This window comes from Mycolicibacterium rutilum (genome assembly GCF_900108565.1).
In the GTDB taxonomy this organism is placed as follows: Bacteria; Actinomycetota; Actinomycetes; order Mycobacteriales; family Mycobacteriaceae; genus Mycobacterium; species Mycobacterium rutilum.
Map to the genome: position 1 here is coordinate 2088714 of NZ_LT629971.1, position 17872 is coordinate 2106585.

The window sequence follows — 17872 nt, forward strand, 5'->3', positions numbered from 1 at the left end:
CAAGCGCTTGGTTGATACCCTGTATCGGTGGGTGAGGTGCCACAGAAGCAATCGGTGAGCCGACGCGACGAGCTGTTGGAGCTCGCCGCGACGATGTTCGCCGAGCGTGGCCTGCGCGCGACGACGGTCCGCGACATCGCCGACTCCGCGGGCATCCTGTCCGGCAGCCTGTATCACCACTTCTCCTCCAAGGAGGAGATGGTCGACGAGGTGCTGCGCAACTTCCTGGACTGGCTGTTCGCCCGCTACCAGGAGATCGTCGACACCGAACCGAATCCGCTGGAGCGCCTCAAGGGCCTGTTCATGGCGTCGTTCGAGGCGATCGAGCACCGGCACGCCCAGGTCGTGATCTACCAGGATGAGGCCAAGCGGCTGTCGGACCAGGAGCGGTTCTCTTACGTGGACGAGCGCAATCAGCAGCAGCGCAAGATGTGGCTGGACCTGCTCGACCAGGGCGTCGAGGAAGGCTATTTCCGGCCCGACATCGACGTCGACCTGGTGTACCGCTTCATCCGCGACACCACTTGGGTTTCGGTTCGCTGGTATCAGCCCGGCGGACCGCTCACGGCCGAGGAAGTCGGCCGTCAATACCTCGCTATCGTTCTAGGTGGCATCACAAGAGAGAAGGACCGCTAATGCCTGAGGCCTATGTCATCGACGCCGTGCGCACCGCCGTCGGCAAACGCAACGGCTCGCTGGCCGGTGTCCACCCCGTCGACCTCGGCGCTGTCGGGTGGCGCGGGCTGTTCGAGCGCAACGACGTCGACCCGGGCGCGGTCGATGACGTCATCGCCGGCTGCCTCGACACGATCGGGCCGCAGGCCGGCAACATCGCCCGGCTCTCGTGGTTGGCCGCCGGCTTCCCCGAAGAGGTGCCCGGCGTCACTGTCGACCGGCAGTGCGGCTCCAGCCAGCAGGCCATTTCCTTTGGCGCACAAGCGATCATGTCCGGCACCGCCGATCTGATCGTGGCCGGCGGCATGCAGAACATGAGCCAGATCCCGATCAGCTCGGCGATGACGGTGGCCGAGCAGTTCGGGTTCACCTCGCCGACCAACGAATCCAAGAGCTGGCTGCACCGCTACGGCGACCAGGAGATCTCCCAGTTCCGCGGCGCCGAACTCATCGCCGAGAAGTGGGGTATCTCGCGCGAGGAGATGGAGCAGTTCTCGCTGACCAGCCACCAGCGTGCCCAAGAGGCCATCCGTTCGGGCTACTTCGAGAACGAGATCATTCCCGTCGAGGTCGACGGCGGCACCTTCGTCACCGACGAAGGGCCGCGCGACACGTCGCTGGAGAAGATGGCCGGGTTGAAGACGCTTTCCGAAGGTGGCCGGCTGACTGCGGCGATGGCCAGCCAAATCTCCGACGGCGCGAGCGCGGTCCTGCTCGCGTCCGAGCAGGCCGTCAAGGAACACGGCCTCAAGCCGCGCGCCCGTATCCACCACATCAGCGCCCGCGGCGCCGATCCGGTGTTCATGCTGACCGGCCCGATCCCCGCCACCGAGTACGCGCTGAAGAAGACCGGCCTGTCGATCGACGACATCGACACCGTCGAGATCAACGAGGCGTTCGCGCCCGTGGTGATGGCGTGGCTGAAGGAGACCGGTGCCGACCCCGCGAAGGTCAACCCGAACGGCGGCGCGATCGCGCTCGGCCATCCCCTCGGCGCGACCGGCGCCAAGCTGTTCGCCACGATGCTGAACACCTTGGAGCGCACCGGCGGTCGCTACGGTCTGCAGACGATGTGCGAGGGCGGCGGCACCGCCAACGTCACGATCATCGAGCGCCTCTGACCTAGTCGCTCGCGCTAGTGGTCGTGGATGATCACGCCCCGGATGTTGCGTCCCGCGAGCATGTCGTCATAGCCCTCGTTGATGTCGTTCAGCTTGTACTCGGCGGTGACTGTTTCATCGAGTAGCAGCTTGCCGTCGCGGTACAGGTTGAGCAGTCGCGGGATGTCGGCGCGCGGGTTCGCCTCGCCGTAGAGGCTGCCCAGTAGCCGTTTCTGGAACAGCGTCATCATCGCCATCGACAGCGTCGGCGTCACGTCGGCCATCGACGCGATCGCGGTCATCACCACCGCGCCGCCCTTGCGGATGATGTTGAGCGCCTCGTCGATCATCCGGCCTTCGAGCACGCCCATGGTCAGCAACGCCGAGTCGGCCATCACGCCGCGGGTGAGTTCGCCCACCAGTTCCATGGCCTCGGGCATCGACGTCACGAAATGGGTGGCGCCGAACTCGAAAGCCTTGTCGCGCTTGGCCTCCACCAGATCGACGACGACGATGTGCTCGGCGCCGGCGAGCCGCGCGCCCTGGATCGCACCGCTGCCGATACCGCCGCAGCCGATGATCACCACCGTGTCGCCGGGGCTGACATCGGCGCTGTTGACGGCCGAACCCCAGCCCGTCATCACTCCGCACCCCAGTAGGCAGGCCCGCGCCAGCGGCAGGTCGTCGTCGATCTTGACCACCGACGCCTCCGACAGCGTGCCGTACTGCGAGAAGCTGCCGACCCCGGACAATATTCCGACGTCTTTGCCCGCGACCTTGCGCCGGTAGGTCCCGTCGGCCTGCAACCCCACCAGGATCAAAGCGCCCAGGTCGCAGAGGTTCTGGTGCCCGCTCGCGCACCACCGGCAGCGTCCGCAGGCCGGCAGGAACGACGTGACCACGTGGTCACCGACTTTCAGGTCGCGCACCCCGGGACCGACGTCGGCGACCACGCCCGCACCCTCGTGGCCGCCGATGATCGGCAGCGGTACTCCGGCGAAGTCACCGGTGACGACGTGATGGTCCGAATGGCACAGCCCCGTCGCCTCGAACTGCACGAGGACCTCGCCCTCCTTGGGCCCGTCGAGGTCGATCTCCTCGATGCTCCACGGTTCGTTGAGGCCCCACAGCACTGCGGCGTTCGTCTTCATGGGCCGAGTGTAGGAAAGCGGAGGGCCGAATTTCGGGGAATGGAAAGGCTTACCGTTCAGTGTGCGAGAGCGAGCCCGCCGAGCGCGACGATCCAGCTCGCGAAGCTGCCGACCAGGAAGTACTCGGTCACGTCGTCGATGCCGATATGCCCGTTCTCTCGCGCCTTCTGGGCGTTGATCTCGGGGAAGCGGATGATGCTCTTGGCGGCGACGACGGCCGTCGCGGCCGCCAGTTGCCCGGCCAGTCCGAGGCCGAGGATCAGCACCCGCTCCATCGGCCCGAGGAGCCTGCCGCCCTTGAGCTTGTCCGACGGTTGCGGTTCACCCGCCGGCTTGACCGCGCCGACCGAGCCGAGCACCAGGCGCACCAACTGGTTGCCGGTGACCAACTGCATCAGCATCACGCCGACGATCATCAGCAGCCGGTCGGCAGACACGGCAATCCCCGTCCACTCCGGCCAGCGCGCCACCACCCCTGCCACGTCAGAACTCCACCCCGACATCACGATCAGCGCGCCGACCGCACCGCCGAACACCAGCAGCGGCGCCAGCTCCTTACCGCCCGAGCGCTCGGCACGCGCGCACAGCACCACCCACCCGACGCCCGCCGCGACTGCGACCGCCAATAACGCGACATCGCCCGGCCGCCACAATCCGGCCAGCGCGGCACAGCCGATGACGACCACCGGCACGATCGCCACCGGCAACCAGATCCGCTCGGCCACCCGGCGGGCGATGTCGGCGACCCCGACCGCGATCAGCAGCACCGCCAGCGCGCTCACGGCACCCTGCCCAACGCCTGCGAGGCGGTGATGATCAGGTCGAGCCCGTCGCGGCCCGCGCGTTGCGACACCGCCGAGGCGCTGACCCCTTCGGCCGCGGCGATGTCCTTCTTGCTCGTACCGGTCAACAGTCCCTTCACAATCCGTATCGAACGGTCATCGAGCGATCCAAGCAGATGGTCCCGACACATCAGCGCGGCGTTGATCGCGTCGACGTCGCGGCGGGTGTCGTCGCCGGACCGGAATGCTGTGCGCACGAGCGCCATCCCTGGTTGGCGCTGGGTGGCCGCCGTCCACTCGATGGCCTCGCGCGCCGCCCACCATCCCGGCCCGTCCTGGATGCCGGCGACGGGGTCGAGCATTGTCACCGCGCCCCACCCGATGCCGAACCGCACGTCGACGCCCGGCGCGACCGCCAACCGGATGGCCAGTGCGGCCTCGAGTGCTCGTCCGACGGTCGGATAGGTGCCTTGGAATTCGTCGCCCACAGTGAACGCGGGGGGATCGACGGCGGCCGAGCCGACGCCGGCCAGAGCGCGGTTGAGGTCCAGGTGGACAGCGGACCGGTCGGCGACGTGGCGGGATCCGACGACGTCACCGATCAGCGTCGCCACTGTGGATGAAGCGGACAGCTTCACTTCCGACATATGAAGATCATAGCTTCATTATGTCGAATTTAAGGTATTTCCTTTATCCGATATAGCCGGCGGCCCGCTGCAGTCGGGCAACCGCATCCGCGACGATCGAGTCGATGAGCTCAGCGCACGATGGCAGATCATCGAGGATGCCTGCGACCTGGCCCGACGCCAACACTCCGGCGTCGGTGTTGCCCTCGACCAGCCCCGCCTTCAGCAGCATCGGCGTATTGGCGGCCATCACCACCTGCGACCAGGTCAGCTCCTTGCCGTGCCGCATCTCGAGGCCGTCGCGGATCATCGACTGCCAGGTCATGCCCGACATCTTCTTGAACTTCTGGGCGTTGCGAACGGCCGCGCTGAAGCCACGCAGTCGAGATCCGCTCTCCAGCTTCTCGACCAGTCCGGTGCGCAGCACGCGGTGCGGCATGCCGTCCACGCGTGTGGAAACGACCGTCCCGTCCAGTCCCGATTCGAGGTAGCGGCGCTTGACAGCCTCGGGCACCGTCGAATCGGAGGTCAGCAGGAAACGGGTGCCCATCGCGACACCGGCGGCGCCATAGGACAGCGCGGCGGCGAGTCCGCGGCCGTCGAAGAAGCCGCCGGCCGCCACGACCGGGATGTCGACCGCGTCGAGCACCGAGGGCAGCAGCAGCGTCGTCGCGATCGGGCCGGTGTGTCCGCCACCTTCACCGCCCTGGACGATCACGGCGTCGGCGCCCCAGCCGGCCACCTTCTTGGCGTGCTTGGCCAGGCCGACCGACGGAATCACCACGACCCCGGCCTCTTTGAGCTTCGCGATCAGGTCCGGCTTCGGCGCCAACGCGAACGACGCGACCTTCACCCCTTCGCGGATGAGCAGATCGATACGTTCGTTCGCGTCACCGGCGTCGGCGCGGATGTTGATCCCGAACGGCTTGTCGGTCGCGCTCCTGACCTTCGTGACCGCGGTCTGCAGTTCCTCGAGCGTCATCGTCGCCGACGCCAGGATGCCGAGGCCGCCGGCGTTGGAGGTCGCCGAGACCAACCGCGCGCCCGCGACCCAGCCCATGCCGGTCTGGACCACCGGATGCTCGATGCCGACGAGCTCAGTCAGCGGTGTACGCAGCTTGGGCTTGGCCGGAGTACTCACCGTATTTCCTTGTCCCGCAGTCCCTTGGGATCGATGACGTCGCGGATCAGTTTCTGCTCGGCCTCGGTGGGCAGCCGGGTCTGTTCTGCCGACTCCAGCCCGTGCACCTCGAACGACGTGTTCTCGGCGACCTGCTCGGCCTCGACGCCGGGATGCAGCGACACCGCGCGCATCTGGTGGTCGGGGCCGTTGAAGTCGAACACACCGAGGTTGGTCACCACCCGGTAGACGTTGACGAACCGGTATGCCGGGTTGGCGGGATCGACCTTGTCCCAGCCGATTCCCGACACCACGTCGACCGAGTCGCCGAACACCCGCTTGGAGTGGTTGCCCACCCAGTAACTGGTGGCGTGGTTGATGGTGTTGCCGGGGGCACCGCGCACGCCGAACATCTGCCGGGTCGGTTGCTGCAACGGCCCGAACGCCGACAGGTTCTGGTTACCGTAGCGGTCGATCTGGTTGGCGCCCATGACGACATGGCGCCGGCCCCAGGCCAGCGTCTCGAACACCCGGCCGAACGGCATCCATCCCTCGATGGCACCGGCAGCACCGAGAGCCGGTGTGTCGGCGAGCAGCCGCGCCTCACCGTCGGTCAGCAGGATGTCGGGGGAAAACGTCAGCCGGGCCAGCCTTGCGCCGATCGACACCATGGTCGCCATCGGGCTGACCATGATCTCCCCGGCGTCGCGGAACAGTTCGGCACATGCGACAGCGCACACCTCGGCGCGGGACACGGACATCACTGCTGCTCTCCAAACTTGCGAACGGCCGCTTGGTAATCCGCCTCGGTTCCGGACAGATAGGTCTGGACGAACTCCTGCCACGTCGCGTCGTCCTTGGCCGCCTCTGCGTAGTGGCGCTGAAACTTCTCGTCACGGCGGTAGTCGGGTTCGGCGGTGGTGAAGTGCGCGCCACCCGGGGCCTCGACGACGCTGTCGACCATCATCCGGTTGATCAGAAGGGCCTGCGGGGGCACCGATTTGACCAGTTCCTCGGTGGAGACCACCTTCTCCACCGACAGGAACCGCTGTTCGGCGGCCATCAGGTAGAGGTCGTCGAAGTAGGGATCGATGCCGGTGTAGGCGGCGTTGCCGCGCTCGTCGCCGAGGTTCATGTGCACGAATGCCGCGTCCAGGTTCAGTGCCGGCATGGCGACGAGTTCCTGGTCGTCGTACGGGGATTTGACCGTCTTGAGCTCGTCGCCCCAGAACGCGCGCACGTCGCTGCCGAGCCCGGCGCGGATCGGCAGGAACGGCAACCGCTGGGCGGCCGCCTGCAGGCCGCACCGCAGCATGCCCTCGTCCATCTCGCGGGCCTCGAGCGCGCCGCTGGTCCGGGCCTTGGCAAACCACGGGTCGTAGAACGGCGGAGAGTCCAGCGACACGAAGCCGTAGTAGACGCGCTTGACCTTGCCCGCCGAGCACAACAGCCCGAGGTCGGGCCCGCCGTAGGTGACGACGGTCAGGTCGGTGACGTCGGTACGCAGCAGGGCCCGTACGAACGCCATCGGTTTGCGTCGCGAACCCCAGCCACCGATGCCGATGGTCATGCCGCTGCGGATCGAGGCGACCGCCTCGTCCAGAGTTGTTCGCTTGTCGCTCACTGCTTTCCCTTCTCCGTCCCGGCGAACGCGTCACGGTGCTCATCGGACACGCCCGCGAGGTTCAGTTCGAACGTGAAGCCCTGCTCCATGCGGTACCGCGCGTTGACGGGCTGCACGTCGATGAAGTTCAGTGCCTCCTTCGCGGCGCGGATGACCCGCGTGTCCTTGGCGGCGATGTCGCGGGCGACACGCAACGCCGCCTCGTCGAGTTCGGCGCGCGGGACCACCTCGTGCACCGAACCGAAGTGGTGCAGGGTGTCGGCGGAGACGGTGGCCGCGGTGAAGAACAGCCGTCGCATCATGTGCTGCGGCACCAGCCGGGACAGGTGGGTGGCCGCACCGAGCGCGCCGCGTTCGACCTCGGGCAGCCCGAACTTCGCGTCGTCGGAGGCGACGATCACGTCGGCGTTGCCGACCAGCCCGATACCGCCGCCGACGCAGAAGCCGTTCACCGCCGCGACGACGGGCACCGCGCACTCATACACCGCGCGGAACGCCTCGAAGCAGCCGCGGTTGGCGTCGATGAGCGCGGTGAAGCCCTCGGTGTTCTGCATCTCCTTGATGTCGACGCCGGCGTTGAAGCCGCGGCCCTCGGCCCGCAAGATCACCACGTGGGTGCTGTAGTCGCGCCCGGCGGCGGTGATCGCGTCGGCCAGTTCGAACCAGCCGCGCGACGGAATCGCGTTGACCGGCGGATAGTCCACGGTGACCGAGACGATGCCCGGTTCGGTGACGGCAGAGGTGATGGTCATGGCACTTCCTGGGTCCGGTAGGAAAGCAAGCACTTGCTTGGTACGCTAGCACAGTGACCGACACCCCAGAGATAAACCTCGCGCTCAAGGACCGGGTGGTTCTGGTGACCGGCGGGGTCCGCGGCGTCGGCGCGGGCATCAGTGCGGTGTTCGCCGATCAGGGCGCCACCGTCGTGACGTGCGCCCGCAGGCCGGTCGACGGGCTGCCCTACGAGTTCCACTCCTGCGATGTGCGCGACGACGACGCGGTGGCCGCGATGATCAACGCCGTCACCGAACGCCACGGTCGCCTGGACGTCGTCGTCAACAATGCGGGCGGCTCGCCCTACGTTCTGGCCGCGGAGTCGTCGGCGAAGTTCAGCCGCAAGATCGTCGAGTTGAATCTGCTCGGTCCGCTGTCGGTGTCGACGCATGCCAACGCGGTGATGCAGCAGCAGGACCGGGGCGGGTCGATCATCAACATCGCCAGCGTCAGCGGTCGCAGGCCGACACCGGGCACGGCGCCCTACGGCGCGGCGAAGGCCGGGATCGAAAGCCTCACATCGACGTTGGCCGTCGAGTGGGCACCCAAGGTGCGGATCAACTCGGTCGTGGTCGGCATGGTCGAGACCGAGCAGTCCGAACTGTTCTACGGCGACGCCGACTCGATCGCCGCGATCTCGAAGAACGTGCCGCTGGGCCGACTGGCCAATCCGGCCGACGTCGGCTGGGCAGCAGCGTTTCTGGCGTCGGACGCGGCGTCCTACATCAGCGGGGCGTCGCTCGAGGTACACGGCGGCGGCGAACCACCGCACTACCTGGCCACCACCACCGCCGACATCAAATAGCGCGCGAACTCAAACAACCGAGGAGACAACGGATATGGGACTGCTCGACGGCCGTGTGGTCATCGTGACGGGATCGGGCGGCGGCATCGGCCGCGCTCATGCGCTGGCCTTCGCCGCCGAAGGCGCCCGCGTCGTCGTCAACGACATCGGCGTCGGCCTGGACGGATCACCGGCCGGTGGCGGCAGCGCCGCGCAGAGCGTCGTCGACGAAATCACCGCTGCCGGTGGCGAGGCCGTCGCCAACGGCGCCAACGTCGCCGACTGGGCCCAGGCCGAGGGCCTGATCCAAGCCGCGGTCGACACGTTCGGCGGGCTCGACGTGCTGGTGAACAACGCCGGCATCGTGCGCGACCGGATGTTCGCCAACACCAGCGAAGAGGAGTTCGACGCCGTCATCGCCGTGCACCTCAAAGGGCACTTCGCGACCATGCGGCACGCGGCGGCGTACTGGCGGGCCCAGTCCAAGGCGGGCAACACGGTCGACGCGCGGATCATCAACACCAGTTCCGGAGCGGGCCTGCAAGGCAGTGTGGGACAGGCGAATTACAGCGCCGCCAAGGCCGGCATCGCGGCGATGACGTTGGTGGCGGCCGCCGAGATGGGCCGCTACGGCGTCACGGTCAACGCGATCGCCCCGTCGGCGCGGACCCGGATGACCGAGACGGTGTTCGCCGAGATGATGTCGACCCAGGGCCAGGACTTCGACGCGATGGCGCCGCAGAACATCTCACCGCTGGTGGTGTGGTTGGGCAGCGTCGAGTCCCGCGAGATTACCGGCCGGGTGTTCGAGGTCGAAGGCGGCATCATCCGGGTCGCCGAGGGCTGGGCACGCGGTGCCGAAGCCGACAAGGGCGCGCGCTGGGACCCGGCCGAACTGGGCCCGGTCGTCAGCGACCTGCTCGAAAAGTCGCGGACCCCGTTGCCGGTCTTCGGGGCCTGAGCTATTCGCGGCACGCGCTCAGGTACGTCTTGCCGTCCTGTTCGGCGGCCTGCGCAAGATCGAGCCAGCCGGCGCCCTGGAAGTAGTACATGTCGGCGGGGTGCTCCGCAGAACCCCTGATCACCTCGGCCAGGTCGACGCGCGTGTCCCGGTGGTAGTCGGGCCGATGGATCGACAGTTGGACCGATTCCATGCTGTGCCAGTCGAATCCGTCCGGCAACGGTCGGTCGATCCTCATGCCCGGCGGAATTTCGCCGAGCCTGAGGCGGTCGAAGTCGACCGGCGGCGAACCGTGGGGGACGAACATCCGCAGCTGGATGTCGCTGCGGTTGGGATCCGTCGGGCGGAAGAACAGCGACACCCCGTTGGTCTCGGCACACGGCGTGCCCGTCGCGATCTCGAGTGTTCCATCGGTCACCCGCGCCCCGAAGGTCGCCGGCAGCTCGGGCTCGGATGCGGGGTCCGTGGTGCAGATCGTGAGCAGTGACTTGCCATTCTGTTCGGTGACCTGTTCGGGGTTGAGCCAGCCGACGCCCTCGAAGTAGTAGCTGTCGTCGGGGTGCTGCGCCGACCCGTCGACGATTTCGGCGATATCGGCCGCCGTGGTGCCCGCCCCCTCGGAGGGCTCCACCGTCAACGAGACGGTTTTGGCTGCGCGCCAGTCGAATCCATCTGCAAGCGGTTCGGTGACGGCCAGGCCGCCGGGATACGGGCCGTCGAGCGTCAGGAACTCGAATTCGGTGGCCCGGTCGGGTGGAGCCGTCAACTGCAGCCTGCCGCCAGGGCCGGGGGAGAACCGCACCATCACTTGTTCGACGCGCCGGCACGGTGTTCCGGTCCACAGGCGCAACTGGCCATCGGTCACCCGTGCCCCGAACACCACTGGCAGCGACGGCTCGTCGGGCACCGGCGCGCTGGGCACGAGGCAGCCGGAGACGCCGAAGACCGCCAGGATGACCAGCACCAGGCGGATCACTGATACCCCCCGTCGGACAGACCGGCGTCCTTCTCCATCGGATGGTCGGTGAAGATCTCGACGAGCTTGCCGGTGAGGTAGGCGTCGATGAAACCGAGATAGCCCTTCTGCTGCCACTGCTGCGAGTGGATCTCCTCGTGGTGCAGGATGCGGTCGAGGTCGAGGCGATTGTTGCCCGGCGCGCCCTCACCGCCTTCGGTCGGATACCACATCACACCGTCGTCGACCATGTCGCGCAGGGTCTGGGCCGGGTCGCTCGGGTCGTCGATGTTGACCATGAAGATGTCGCCCCACGTACTGCCGCCGCCCTCGCTGAACATGTCTTGATACTGGTTGCCGCCCAACCCCATCAGCATTCCGTTCGGTGTCGTCATCAGGCGCCCGCCGTTGTCGTGCACGAAGTCGACATCGCGGTTGTAGCTCCAGGCGTTCGCGTTCTGGCGGTCGATGATGCGCTGCACCTCGTCGGCCGAGTACGGCGTCTCCGGGAAGTCGGTCTGCGGGTTCTCGCCGTAGTCGGTGCCGCAGTTGAGGATGTACGTCATCAACGCCGCCTTGCGGGCGTCCTCACCGCTGGTGCCCGGAGGCATCAGGAAGTACGACTTCCCGTCCGGGTCGGTGACCTTCTCCATGCCGTCGAGCACGGTGAAACTGTCCGGGGTGATGTTGTGCCTACGGGCGATGTCGACGATGGTCTCCGGTGGAACACCCTGACGCTCAGCGTTTTCCAGCCACTCACGGTAGTAGCCGGTGGGCGGCGGCCCGTCGAGCAGTCCGGCGTCGCGTAGAGCCTGTTCGTACTCGTTGTCCGGCTCGCCTTTGCCATCGCCGTCCTCGGGCCCGATGAACTGCGGTCCGCCCTCCCGGCCGAACTTCTGATCGCTCAGCGTCCGGTATTCCTCGCCGAGGCGGCCGATCTGGGCGCCGATCGCATTGAGCTCGCTGTTGGATGCCGTGACGACGTCGATGATGTCGCCGACGCCCTTTTGCACGATCGGCACCAGCATCCGCTCGCCGGCGGCGTTCTGCGGCACGCTGGCCGCGGCGGCGAGCACCCACTGGCGGACCGCGTCGAGCCGGTCGCGCCCGGCGGTGACGACCTCGGCGGACCGGTCGACTTGCGCGCCGAGCCGCTGGTCCAATTCGGCGATGCGCCCGATGACGCGGCGATGCTCGGTGTTGACCGTGTCGTAGGCGGACGCGGCGGTGCCCGTCCACCTGCTGCCGGGCGCGGCCGAACCCAGGTCGGACTGCAGCTGCAGGAGAGTACCGCTGTTGTCGTACTGTGCGCCCGGCTGCGGGGCGTTCTGGCCGAATGTCGCGCGCGCGTTCGACCACGTCGACAGGAACGCCGCGAGCACACTCACCTCGCTATTTTCCCACGCGTAGCCGGCACCTCATGGCGCGAATTTCGCGCCTATGCCGCTTCCGGCTCGGAGGCGGTATCGGTGTCGGTGTCCTCGTCGGCCGGTGCGTCGACGTCGCCAGCGGCGGGCGCGTCGTCCTCCGCCGGCTCCGCATCTTCGGCCGGCTCCGCTTCCTCGACCAGTTCCGCGTCGGCCGCCTCGTCTTCCGCGTCCGCGGATGCCGCGGCATCGGTCACCTTGTCGCCAGGGACAACCTTGTTTCCGTCGGTGAGATCGCTTGCACCGTCGCGTTTTCCGCGCTTGGCGAGCGGTGCGACGTCGGGCGCTTCCGCAGTGTCGGGTGCGACGTCAGCCGTCGTGGTATCGGGTTCTTGGGTTAGTGCCGGCGCGGACCCGCCGAACGAGTCGACGATGTCGTGAACCGTGTCCGGGACGAACCGCACCACTGCCCGGGTGACGTCGAAGATGCCGTCGCGCACCGCATTTGCCAACGCCGCGACATCACCTGAGGCCAATGCCCGCCCGACGTTGTAGAGCGCGGTCTGCGGCGCCACCACCAGGTCCCGAACGTTTACGAACAGCTTGGTGGGCAGCGAGGGGTCGGCGGCGACCGGTCGTCCGGCCCAGCTGACCAGTGTCCAACCCTCCTCCGGACTACCCTCGATGACGACCGCCTCGGTGTTGTTCAACTGGTGGCTGAGCAGCAGGCCCAGATCGGGGTTGTCGACGTTCATCATCACCCAGAACATGATCGTGGCGCCGTGGGAGAACGCGACGGCGTTCTCGTCGCCGTTGTCGGCGATCTGCTTGATCGCGCCATCGACCCTGGCGTCGAACGCGTTTCCGTCTTCACCGCCGAGCACCGGCAGGAAGCGGGCGCCCAACATCCATGCGGCCGGCGCGAGCGCGTAGCCGAGGCGGCCCAGCCCTTCGTCCTCGGAAGCACCCTCGAAGATGCCCGCGTTGATCTCGCGCAGCCCGGGCAGGACCTGGTAGGCCGAACCGGGCAACAGGTCGAGCAGCGGTTGCGCGGTCTGCTGGGTGCGCAGCATCGACGAGACGTAGATGCCGTCGTAGCCATTGCCGACGAGTGCGGCGGCCGCGTCCAGGGCCTGCTGCTCGCCGAGCGGGCTCAGACCCGGCCCGGGCACCGACGTGTCGATGACGCCGGCGGCGTTGGCCAACGATTCGGCGTGCCGCACGAACGTCAGCGTCATCGCCCACGACGGCACCGCGCCGACGAGGACAAGGAGCACCGCGCTGACCGCGGCGATGGTGATCCGCAGAATTCGCTGCGTCGAAGAACTGCGCATCGCCACTCCGTCCGTCGCCCCGATGCGTGCCCGCCCACGGTACGACGCAGACCGGACGAAGTGGGTGAAAACGCCGATGCGGCAGCGCGCGGCCCTCCATGATGGAGCCGTGAAACGGCACGGGATCGGCGCCGTACTCGGCGCAATGTTGTTGGTGCTGGCCGGTTGTGGCGGTCAACGAGGCGGAGACGACGGGCCGGCGGCGGCCGAGCCGACCTCCTGCGAGGTCACCTCCGACGCCAGGATCAGCATCGCCACCGGCAACACCACCGGGGTGTACTACGTGCTCGGCGGCGCGTACGGCGAAGCGATCAGTCAGCAGAGCGGAGGCAAGTTGCGGGCCACCGCCGCCGAGACGTCGGCGTCGCTGCAGAACATCCAGCAACTCGTCGCAGGCACCCACCAGGTCGCGTTCTCGCTCGCCGACACGGCAGCCGACGCCGTCAACGGTATGGGCTCCTTCGACGGCAAGCAGCCGATCGCCGCGCTCACCCGGCTCTACCCGAACTACACCCAGGTCATCGCCCGCGCGGACGCCGGGATCAACTCGATCGCCGAGATGCGCGGTAAGCGGGTCTCCACGGGCTCGCCGAACTCGGGCACGGAGGTCATCGCCAACCGCATGCTCGAGGCGGCCGGTCTCGACCCAGCCACCGACATCGCGGCGCAGCGCACCGAACTCGGCAAGACCGTCGAGGGCATGAAGGACGGCTCGATCGATGCGATGTTCTGGTCTGGCGGCCTGCCCACCGGCGGCGTCACCGACCTGTTCGTCAGCCAGCGCGGCAACGTCAAGTTCCTCGACGTGACCGACACGCTGACCAAACTCCAGCAGATCAACCCGATCTACGAACGCGGCGTCATCCCGGCCAACATCTATCAGACGCCGGCCGACGTGCCGACTGTCGTGGTGCCGAATCTCCTTCTCGTCAAGGACGATATGGACGGCAACACCGCCTGCGTGCTCACCAAGGCGCTCTACGACCACAAGGACGCGCTCGTCAAGGCCAACAAGGCGGCCGAGGGGATCACGCTGGAGAACGCCCGCCAGACGGACCCGGTGCCGCTGCATCCCGGCGCGCAGAAGGCGCTCGACGAACTCGGCGCGGCGAGCTGACCGGGACGCAACGCGAGGACGACCGGGAAATCCCGGTCGCCCAGGCGTCGGCGACCTACGAGGATGAGAAGCCGGCCCGCCAACTGAGCGGCTGGGTTGCCGTGCTGGTCCGCGCGTGCTGCGTCGCGATCGCGGTGTTCGCGATCTATCAGGTGTTCTTCCCGCTCGCGCAGGGCAACCAGGTCTCGCTGATCCTGTTCCTGGCGGCGGTGTTGCCGTTGACACTGCTGTGTTACCGGTCCGGGCTGCGGCTGCGCCGCAACTCCGCCGAACCGCGGCCGAACCCGGGACCGGTCGACTGGTTGCTGGCCGCGGTCGCGTTGCTGGCCTGCCTGTATCCGGTTCTTCCGCTCGAAATCGGCGACGGCGGAGGCGGATTCGACGAGTTCCTGAGCAGGCAGGCCACGCCGGGGATGGTCGACATCGTCGTCGGGACGATCGTGCTGCTGCTCGTCCTCGAGGCGTGCCGACGGACCACCGGGGCCGCGCTGCCGTTGGTCCTGCTGCTCGCGCTGGCCTACGCCTACTACGGCGGATACCTCCCGCAGGGCGCGGCGATCGCGCATGCCGGGGTGGACTGGGACCAGATCATCAGCGCGTCGTTCCTTCAGTCGACGGGACTGTACGGTGTGCCGCTCGACGTGGCCGCCACATACATCGTGTTGTTCACCATCTACGGAGCCGTGCTCGATGCGTCGGGCGCCAGCAAGTTCTTCATCGACCTGTCGTTCGCGGCGTTCCGCCGGTCCCGTGCGGCACCCGGAAGGACGGTCACCCTCGCGGGTTTCCTGCTCGGCAGCGTGTCGGGTTCGGGCACCGCCACCACGGTGAGCCTCGGCACCGTCACCTGGCCGGTGCTGCGCCGCGCCGGGTACCCGAGCGAGAACGCGGGCGGCATGCTGGCCGCCGCGGGCATCGGCGCGATCCTGTCGCCGCCGACGCTGGGCGCCGCGGCGTTCATCATCGCGGAGTACCTCGGCGTGCCGTACCTGACCGTGCTGGTGTGGGCGGTCGTCCCGACGATCCTGTACTACTTGGGAATTCTGCTGGCGGTGGAGATCGACGCCCGCCGTTACGCCACGTCCGAGGTCGAGCCCGACACGTCGCGATCCGCGTGGCGCCTGCTCGGCAGGTTCGGCTACCACCTGATCTCGTTGGCGACGATCGTGGTGTTCCTGGCGATGGACGTGTCGGCGATGCGGGCGGTCGTGTACGCCACCGCTGTCCAGATCGTGTTGTCCTACCTCGATTCCGAGCACCGCCTCACCCCCGCGAAGCTCTACAACGCGTTGGCCACCGGGGTCCGCGGCGTGTTGTCGGTGGCCGCGGTGTGCGCGGCGGCCGGTGTCATTGCGGCGATGATCACCCGCACCGGGCTGGGCTTGCAACTCAACTCGATACTCGTGAACACCGCCCGGTCGATCAGCGAAAACCCAACAGCTGTGCTGATTTTCACCGCGATCTTCGCTGCGGTCGCGGTATCGGTGCTCGGGCTGGCGGTCCCCGTCACGGCTTCGTTCGTGATCGCCTGGGTGATCGTCGGGCCGGCGCTCCAGGATCTCGGCGTCGCCGCGCCCGCCGCGGCGATGTTCGTGTTCTACTTCGCAGTGCTTTCGGAGGTGACGCCTCCGACGGCGCTGGCGGCGGTCGCCGCATCGGCGATCACCGGTGGGCGGGTGGTCGCGACGATGTGGCAGACGTGGAAGTACACCCTGCCGGCCTTCCTGGTCCCATTTGCGTTCGTGCTCACCGAGTCCGGGGAAGGGCTGCTCGGCCTGCGCTCGTTCGGGGACATGGTGTGGACGGCTGCGGTCGGAGCGCTCGCGGTCGCGGCGCTGGCCGTGGTGACGGGCGGCTGGATGACCCGCAGGGCTGGATGGCCCGAGCGGCTGTTGTGCGCTCCCGCGGCCGCTTGCCTGCTCTATTTGAGTCCAGCGACGATCGCGGTGGGGGCGGGGCTGTTCGCGGCGGCCGCGGCTGTGCACCTCGTCACGGCTCGCAGACGACCAGCGCTTCCGGATTCGCGCCCGAACAACGCGAAAGTGGCGCCTCCCGATTGACGGGAGACGCCACTTCCTACTGGCGTTCGATCAGTTCATCTCACCAACTGCGCTGTCCTAGAAGGGCAGGAAGCTGGTGAACGCCTCGATCAGTGCGGCGAACGGGTTGGTGGACCCGCCGCCGGTGTTGCCACCCTCGGCGCTGGCGCCGCTGTCGCCACCACCGAAGCCGAAGAGGCTGAAGAACCCGTTGAGGAAGTTCGACAACAGGTTCGACGACGACGCGCTGTTCGAATTGCTGTTGGCCGAACCACCATTGGAGGTGCCACCGGCGTTGCCGGCATTGGTGTCCCCGCCGGTCCCGGTTCCGGTGCCGTTGCCACCGTCGCCGTCACCACCGGCACCCGATCCACCGGCGCCGTTGCCGCCGGAGCCGTCGCCGCCGGTGGCGCCACCGCTGGTGCCGTCGCCACCGGTGGCGTCGCCGCCGGTCGCTCCGCCACCCGCGCCGCCGTCGCCGGTGTCGCCACCGTCACCGCCGTTGGTGTTGCCACCTGCACCGCCCGCGCCCGCGGTGGGATTCCCACCCGCGCCGCCTGCGCCGCCGCTGGCGTCACCGCTGGTCGCCGCCCCGGTCGTGACGTCGCCGCCCGCACCGCCGGTGCCCGCGCCGCCGTTGGCGTCGCCGCCGGCGCCGCCGTTGGATGAGGCATTACCGCCCGCACCACCCGGGCCGCCCGAGCCGCCCGCACCGCCGGCGCCGCCGGGGCTGCCGTTGCCGCCGCCGCCGTTACCGCCCGCGCCGCCGGCGCCGCCGTTACCGGCGTTGCCGCCCGCACCGCCGGTGGCCGGTCCACCGGCACCACCGATGCTGTTTCCGCCTGCGCCACCCGTTCCGGCGCCGCCGGTGCTGGAGCCGGAACCGCTGGTTGCATCGCCGCTGGTGCCGCCGGCCCCGCCCGCGCCGCCGTTGGCATTGCCGGCGCTGCCGCCGTCGCCGCCGTTGGCATTGCCGCTACTGCCGCCGGCGCTGCTGCCGCTGGAGCCGCCGGCGCCACCCGCCGCGCCGCCACCGGCCGCTGCGCCGCCGGTGCCGCCACCGCTTGTGGCATCGCCTCCGGCACCGGCCCCGCCGGCACCGGTGCCGCCGGCCCCGCCGCCGCCGGTACCCGGTCCACCGGCGCCTGCACCGGTGCCGGCTCCGCCGTTACCGCTGCTGCCGCCGGTGCCGCCGCCGCCGCCGCTGTTGTTGCCGTTGTCGCCGCCGTCGCCGCCCTGCAGGGGCAGGTCGCCCCAGGCGCCGCTGACGCTGGACGGTGCGGCCAGCAGCTGCGAGGCAGCGTCGTTTGGCACCACCGTCAGTCCGCCGAACGACAGTGCCAGCGCACCGGCGAATGCCGCCGCGACGGCGCGCTTGGCCGTCGGCGAGTATGTCTTGCGTTCCATTCTTGTTCCCTCACTTGGTTTTTGGAGGCATCGGATGCCTCTGGTGATTTGAGTTC

At 68.4% G+C, this 17872-nt stretch carries 17 protein-coding genes; 6 read left to right on the forward strand and 11 right to left on the reverse strand.

All coding sequences use genetic code 11. From position 1 onward, the window contains the following. Nucleotides 1-36: 36 nt before the first annotated feature. The gene (gene kstR2, locus BLW81_RS10145; protein WP_157897918.1) at nucleotides 37-636 is read left to right on the forward strand and encodes a TetR family transcriptional regulator KstR2; all 600 of its coding nucleotides are present in this window, start codon (nucleotides 37-39) and stop codon (nucleotides 634-636) included. Next, nucleotides 636-1796 (forward strand): steroid 3-ketoacyl-CoA thiolase FadA6, encoded by a 1161-nt coding sequence (gene fadA6, locus BLW81_RS10150; RefSeq protein ID WP_083407051.1) that lies wholly within the window; start codon nucleotides 636-638, stop codon nucleotides 1794-1796. The genes kstR2 and fadA6 overlap by 1 nt, the downstream gene beginning before the upstream one ends. Before the next feature lie 14 nt (nucleotides 1797-1810). Here the strand turns inward: fadA6 and BLW81_RS10155 are convergent, their stop codons facing one another. Genes BLW81_RS10155 through echA20 form a run of 7 tightly spaced genes read right to left on the reverse strand, consistent with a single transcriptional unit; the run spans nucleotide 1811 to nucleotide 7830 of the window. Continuing rightward, nucleotides 1811-2926: an NDMA-dependent alcohol dehydrogenase gene (locus BLW81_RS10155; RefSeq protein ID WP_083407052.1), complete on the reverse strand. Its 1116-nt coding sequence runs from the start codon at nucleotides 2924-2926 to the stop codon at nucleotides 1811-1813. 56 nt (nucleotides 2927-2982) lie between these two features. Continuing rightward, nucleotides 2983-3708 (reverse strand): hypothetical protein, encoded by a 726-nt coding sequence (locus BLW81_RS10160; protein WP_083407053.1) that lies wholly within the window; start codon nucleotides 3706-3708, stop codon nucleotides 2983-2985. Then, nucleotides 3705-4355 (reverse strand): SatD family protein, encoded by a 651-nt coding sequence (locus BLW81_RS10165; protein ID WP_083407054.1) that lies wholly within the window; start codon nucleotides 4353-4355, stop codon nucleotides 3705-3707. Before BLW81_RS10165 ends, BLW81_RS10160 begins: the two co-directional genes overlap by 4 nt. A gap of 43 nt (nucleotides 4356-4398) precedes the next feature. Then, nucleotides 4399-5475, reverse strand: coding sequence for a (3aS,4S,5R,7aS)-5-hydroxy-7a-methyl-1-oxo-octahydro-1H-indene-4-carboxyl-CoA dehydrogenase (ipdC, locus tag BLW81_RS10170; protein ID WP_083407055.1), 1077 nt, complete (start codon nucleotides 5473-5475; stop codon nucleotides 4399-4401). Next, complete coding sequence (gene ipdB / locus BLW81_RS10175) at nucleotides 5472-6218, reverse strand: cholesterol ring-cleaving hydrolase subunit IpdB (protein ID WP_083407056.1); 747 nt, start codon at nucleotides 6216-6218, stop codon at nucleotides 5472-5474. The genes ipdC and ipdB overlap by 4 nt, the downstream gene beginning before the upstream one ends. After that, nucleotides 6215-7078, reverse strand: a complete 864-nt coding sequence (gene ipdA / locus BLW81_RS10180; RefSeq protein WP_083407057.1) for a cholesterol ring-cleaving hydrolase subunit IpdA — start codon at nucleotides 7076-7078, stop codon at nucleotides 6215-6217. The genes ipdB and ipdA overlap by 4 nt, the downstream gene beginning before the upstream one ends. Then, on the reverse strand, nucleotides 7075-7830 hold the full coding sequence (gene echA20 / locus BLW81_RS10185) for a (7aS)-7a-methyl-1,5-dioxo-2,3,5,6,7,7a-hexahydro-1H-indene-carboxyl-CoA hydrolase (protein WP_083407058.1): 756 nt from the start codon (nucleotides 7828-7830) through the stop codon (nucleotides 7075-7077). The genes ipdA and echA20 overlap by 4 nt, the downstream gene beginning before the upstream one ends. A gap of 53 nt (nucleotides 7831-7883) precedes the next feature. On the opposite strand from echA20, the gene BLW81_RS10190 reads away from it, so the two are divergent. Both BLW81_RS10190 and BLW81_RS10195 read left to right on the forward strand, forming a co-directional pair. Continuing rightward, a complete protein-coding gene (locus BLW81_RS10190; protein WP_083407059.1) occupies nucleotides 7884-8657 on the forward strand; it encodes an SDR family oxidoreductase in 774 nt (257 codons plus the stop codon). A gap of 34 nt (nucleotides 8658-8691) precedes the next feature. After that, nucleotides 8692-9597, forward strand: coding sequence for an SDR family oxidoreductase (locus BLW81_RS10195; RefSeq protein WP_083407060.1), 906 nt, complete (start codon nucleotides 8692-8694; stop codon nucleotides 9595-9597). A gap of 1 nt (nucleotide 9598) precedes the next feature. On the opposite strand, the gene BLW81_RS10200 is transcribed toward BLW81_RS10195, so the two are convergent. From BLW81_RS10200 to BLW81_RS10215, 3 genes are read right to left on the reverse strand one after another with little or no spacing between them, the layout of a single operon-like run. Beyond that, nucleotides 9599-10573, reverse strand: coding sequence for a hypothetical protein (locus BLW81_RS10200; RefSeq protein WP_235632232.1), 975 nt, complete (start codon nucleotides 10571-10573; stop codon nucleotides 9599-9601). Next, on the reverse strand, nucleotides 10570-11940 hold the full coding sequence (locus BLW81_RS29925; protein WP_235632233.1) for an EspA/EspE family type VII secretion system effector: 1371 nt from the start codon (nucleotides 11938-11940) through the stop codon (nucleotides 10570-10572). Before BLW81_RS29925 ends, BLW81_RS10200 begins: the two co-directional genes overlap by 4 nt. A 50-nt stretch (nucleotides 11941-11990) precedes the next feature. Then, the gene (locus BLW81_RS10215) at nucleotides 11991-13253 is read right to left on the reverse strand and encodes a histidine phosphatase family protein (RefSeq protein ID WP_083410446.1); all 1263 of its coding nucleotides are present in this window, start codon (nucleotides 13251-13253) and stop codon (nucleotides 11991-11993) included. 76 nt (nucleotides 13254-13329) lie between these two features. Here BLW81_RS10215 and BLW81_RS10220 point away from each other — a divergent pair, with 76 nt between their 5' ends. Beyond that, nucleotides 13330-14370: a TAXI family TRAP transporter solute-binding subunit gene (locus BLW81_RS10220; protein WP_083407061.1), complete on the forward strand. Its 1041-nt coding sequence runs from the start codon at nucleotides 13330-13332 to the stop codon at nucleotides 14368-14370. Nucleotides 14371-14453: 83 nt separating this feature from the next. Further along, complete coding sequence (locus BLW81_RS10225; RefSeq protein WP_407662337.1) at nucleotides 14454-16430, forward strand: TRAP transporter permease; 1977 nt, start codon at nucleotides 14454-14456, stop codon at nucleotides 16428-16430. Nucleotides 16431-16487: 57 nt separating this feature from the next. Here the strand turns inward: BLW81_RS10225 and BLW81_RS30215 are convergent, their stop codons facing one another. Continuing rightward, the gene (locus tag BLW81_RS30215; protein WP_083407063.1) at nucleotides 16488-17816 is read right to left on the reverse strand and encodes a hypothetical protein; all 1329 of its coding nucleotides are present in this window, start codon (nucleotides 17814-17816) and stop codon (nucleotides 16488-16490) included. Between the last annotated feature and the right edge of the window lie 56 nt (nucleotides 17817-17872).

Bases quoted from the DNA above. Each gene is read 5' to 3' on its own strand.
- fadA6 (WP_083407051.1), top strand. From the start codon at position 636: ATGCCTGAGGCCTATGTCATCGACGCCGTGCGCACCGCCGTCGGCAAA.
- BLW81_RS10155 (WP_083407052.1), bottom strand. From the start codon at position 2,926: ATGAAGACGAACGCCGCAGTGCTGTGGGGCCTCAACGAACCGTGGAGC.
- BLW81_RS10165 (WP_083407054.1), bottom strand. From the start codon at position 4,355: ATGTCGGAAGTGAAGCTGTCCGCTTCATCCACAGTGGCGACGCTGATC.
- echA20 (WP_083407058.1), bottom strand. From the start codon at position 7,830: ATGACCATCACCTCTGCCGTCACCGAACCGGGCATCGTCTCGGTCACC.
- BLW81_RS10195 (WP_083407060.1), top strand. From the start codon at position 8,692: ATGGGACTGCTCGACGGCCGTGTGGTCATCGTGACGGGATCGGGCGGC.
- BLW81_RS10215 (WP_083410446.1), bottom strand. From the start codon at position 13,253: ATGCGCAGTTCTTCGACGCAGCGAATTCTGCGGATCACCATCGCCGCG.
- BLW81_RS10220 (WP_083407061.1), top strand. From the start codon at position 13,330: ATGCGGCAGCGCGCGGCCCTCCATGATGGAGCCGTGAAACGGCACGGG.
- BLW81_RS30215 (WP_083407063.1), bottom strand. From the start codon at position 17,816: ATGGAACGCAAGACATACTCGCCGACGGCCAAGCGCGCCGTCGCGGCG.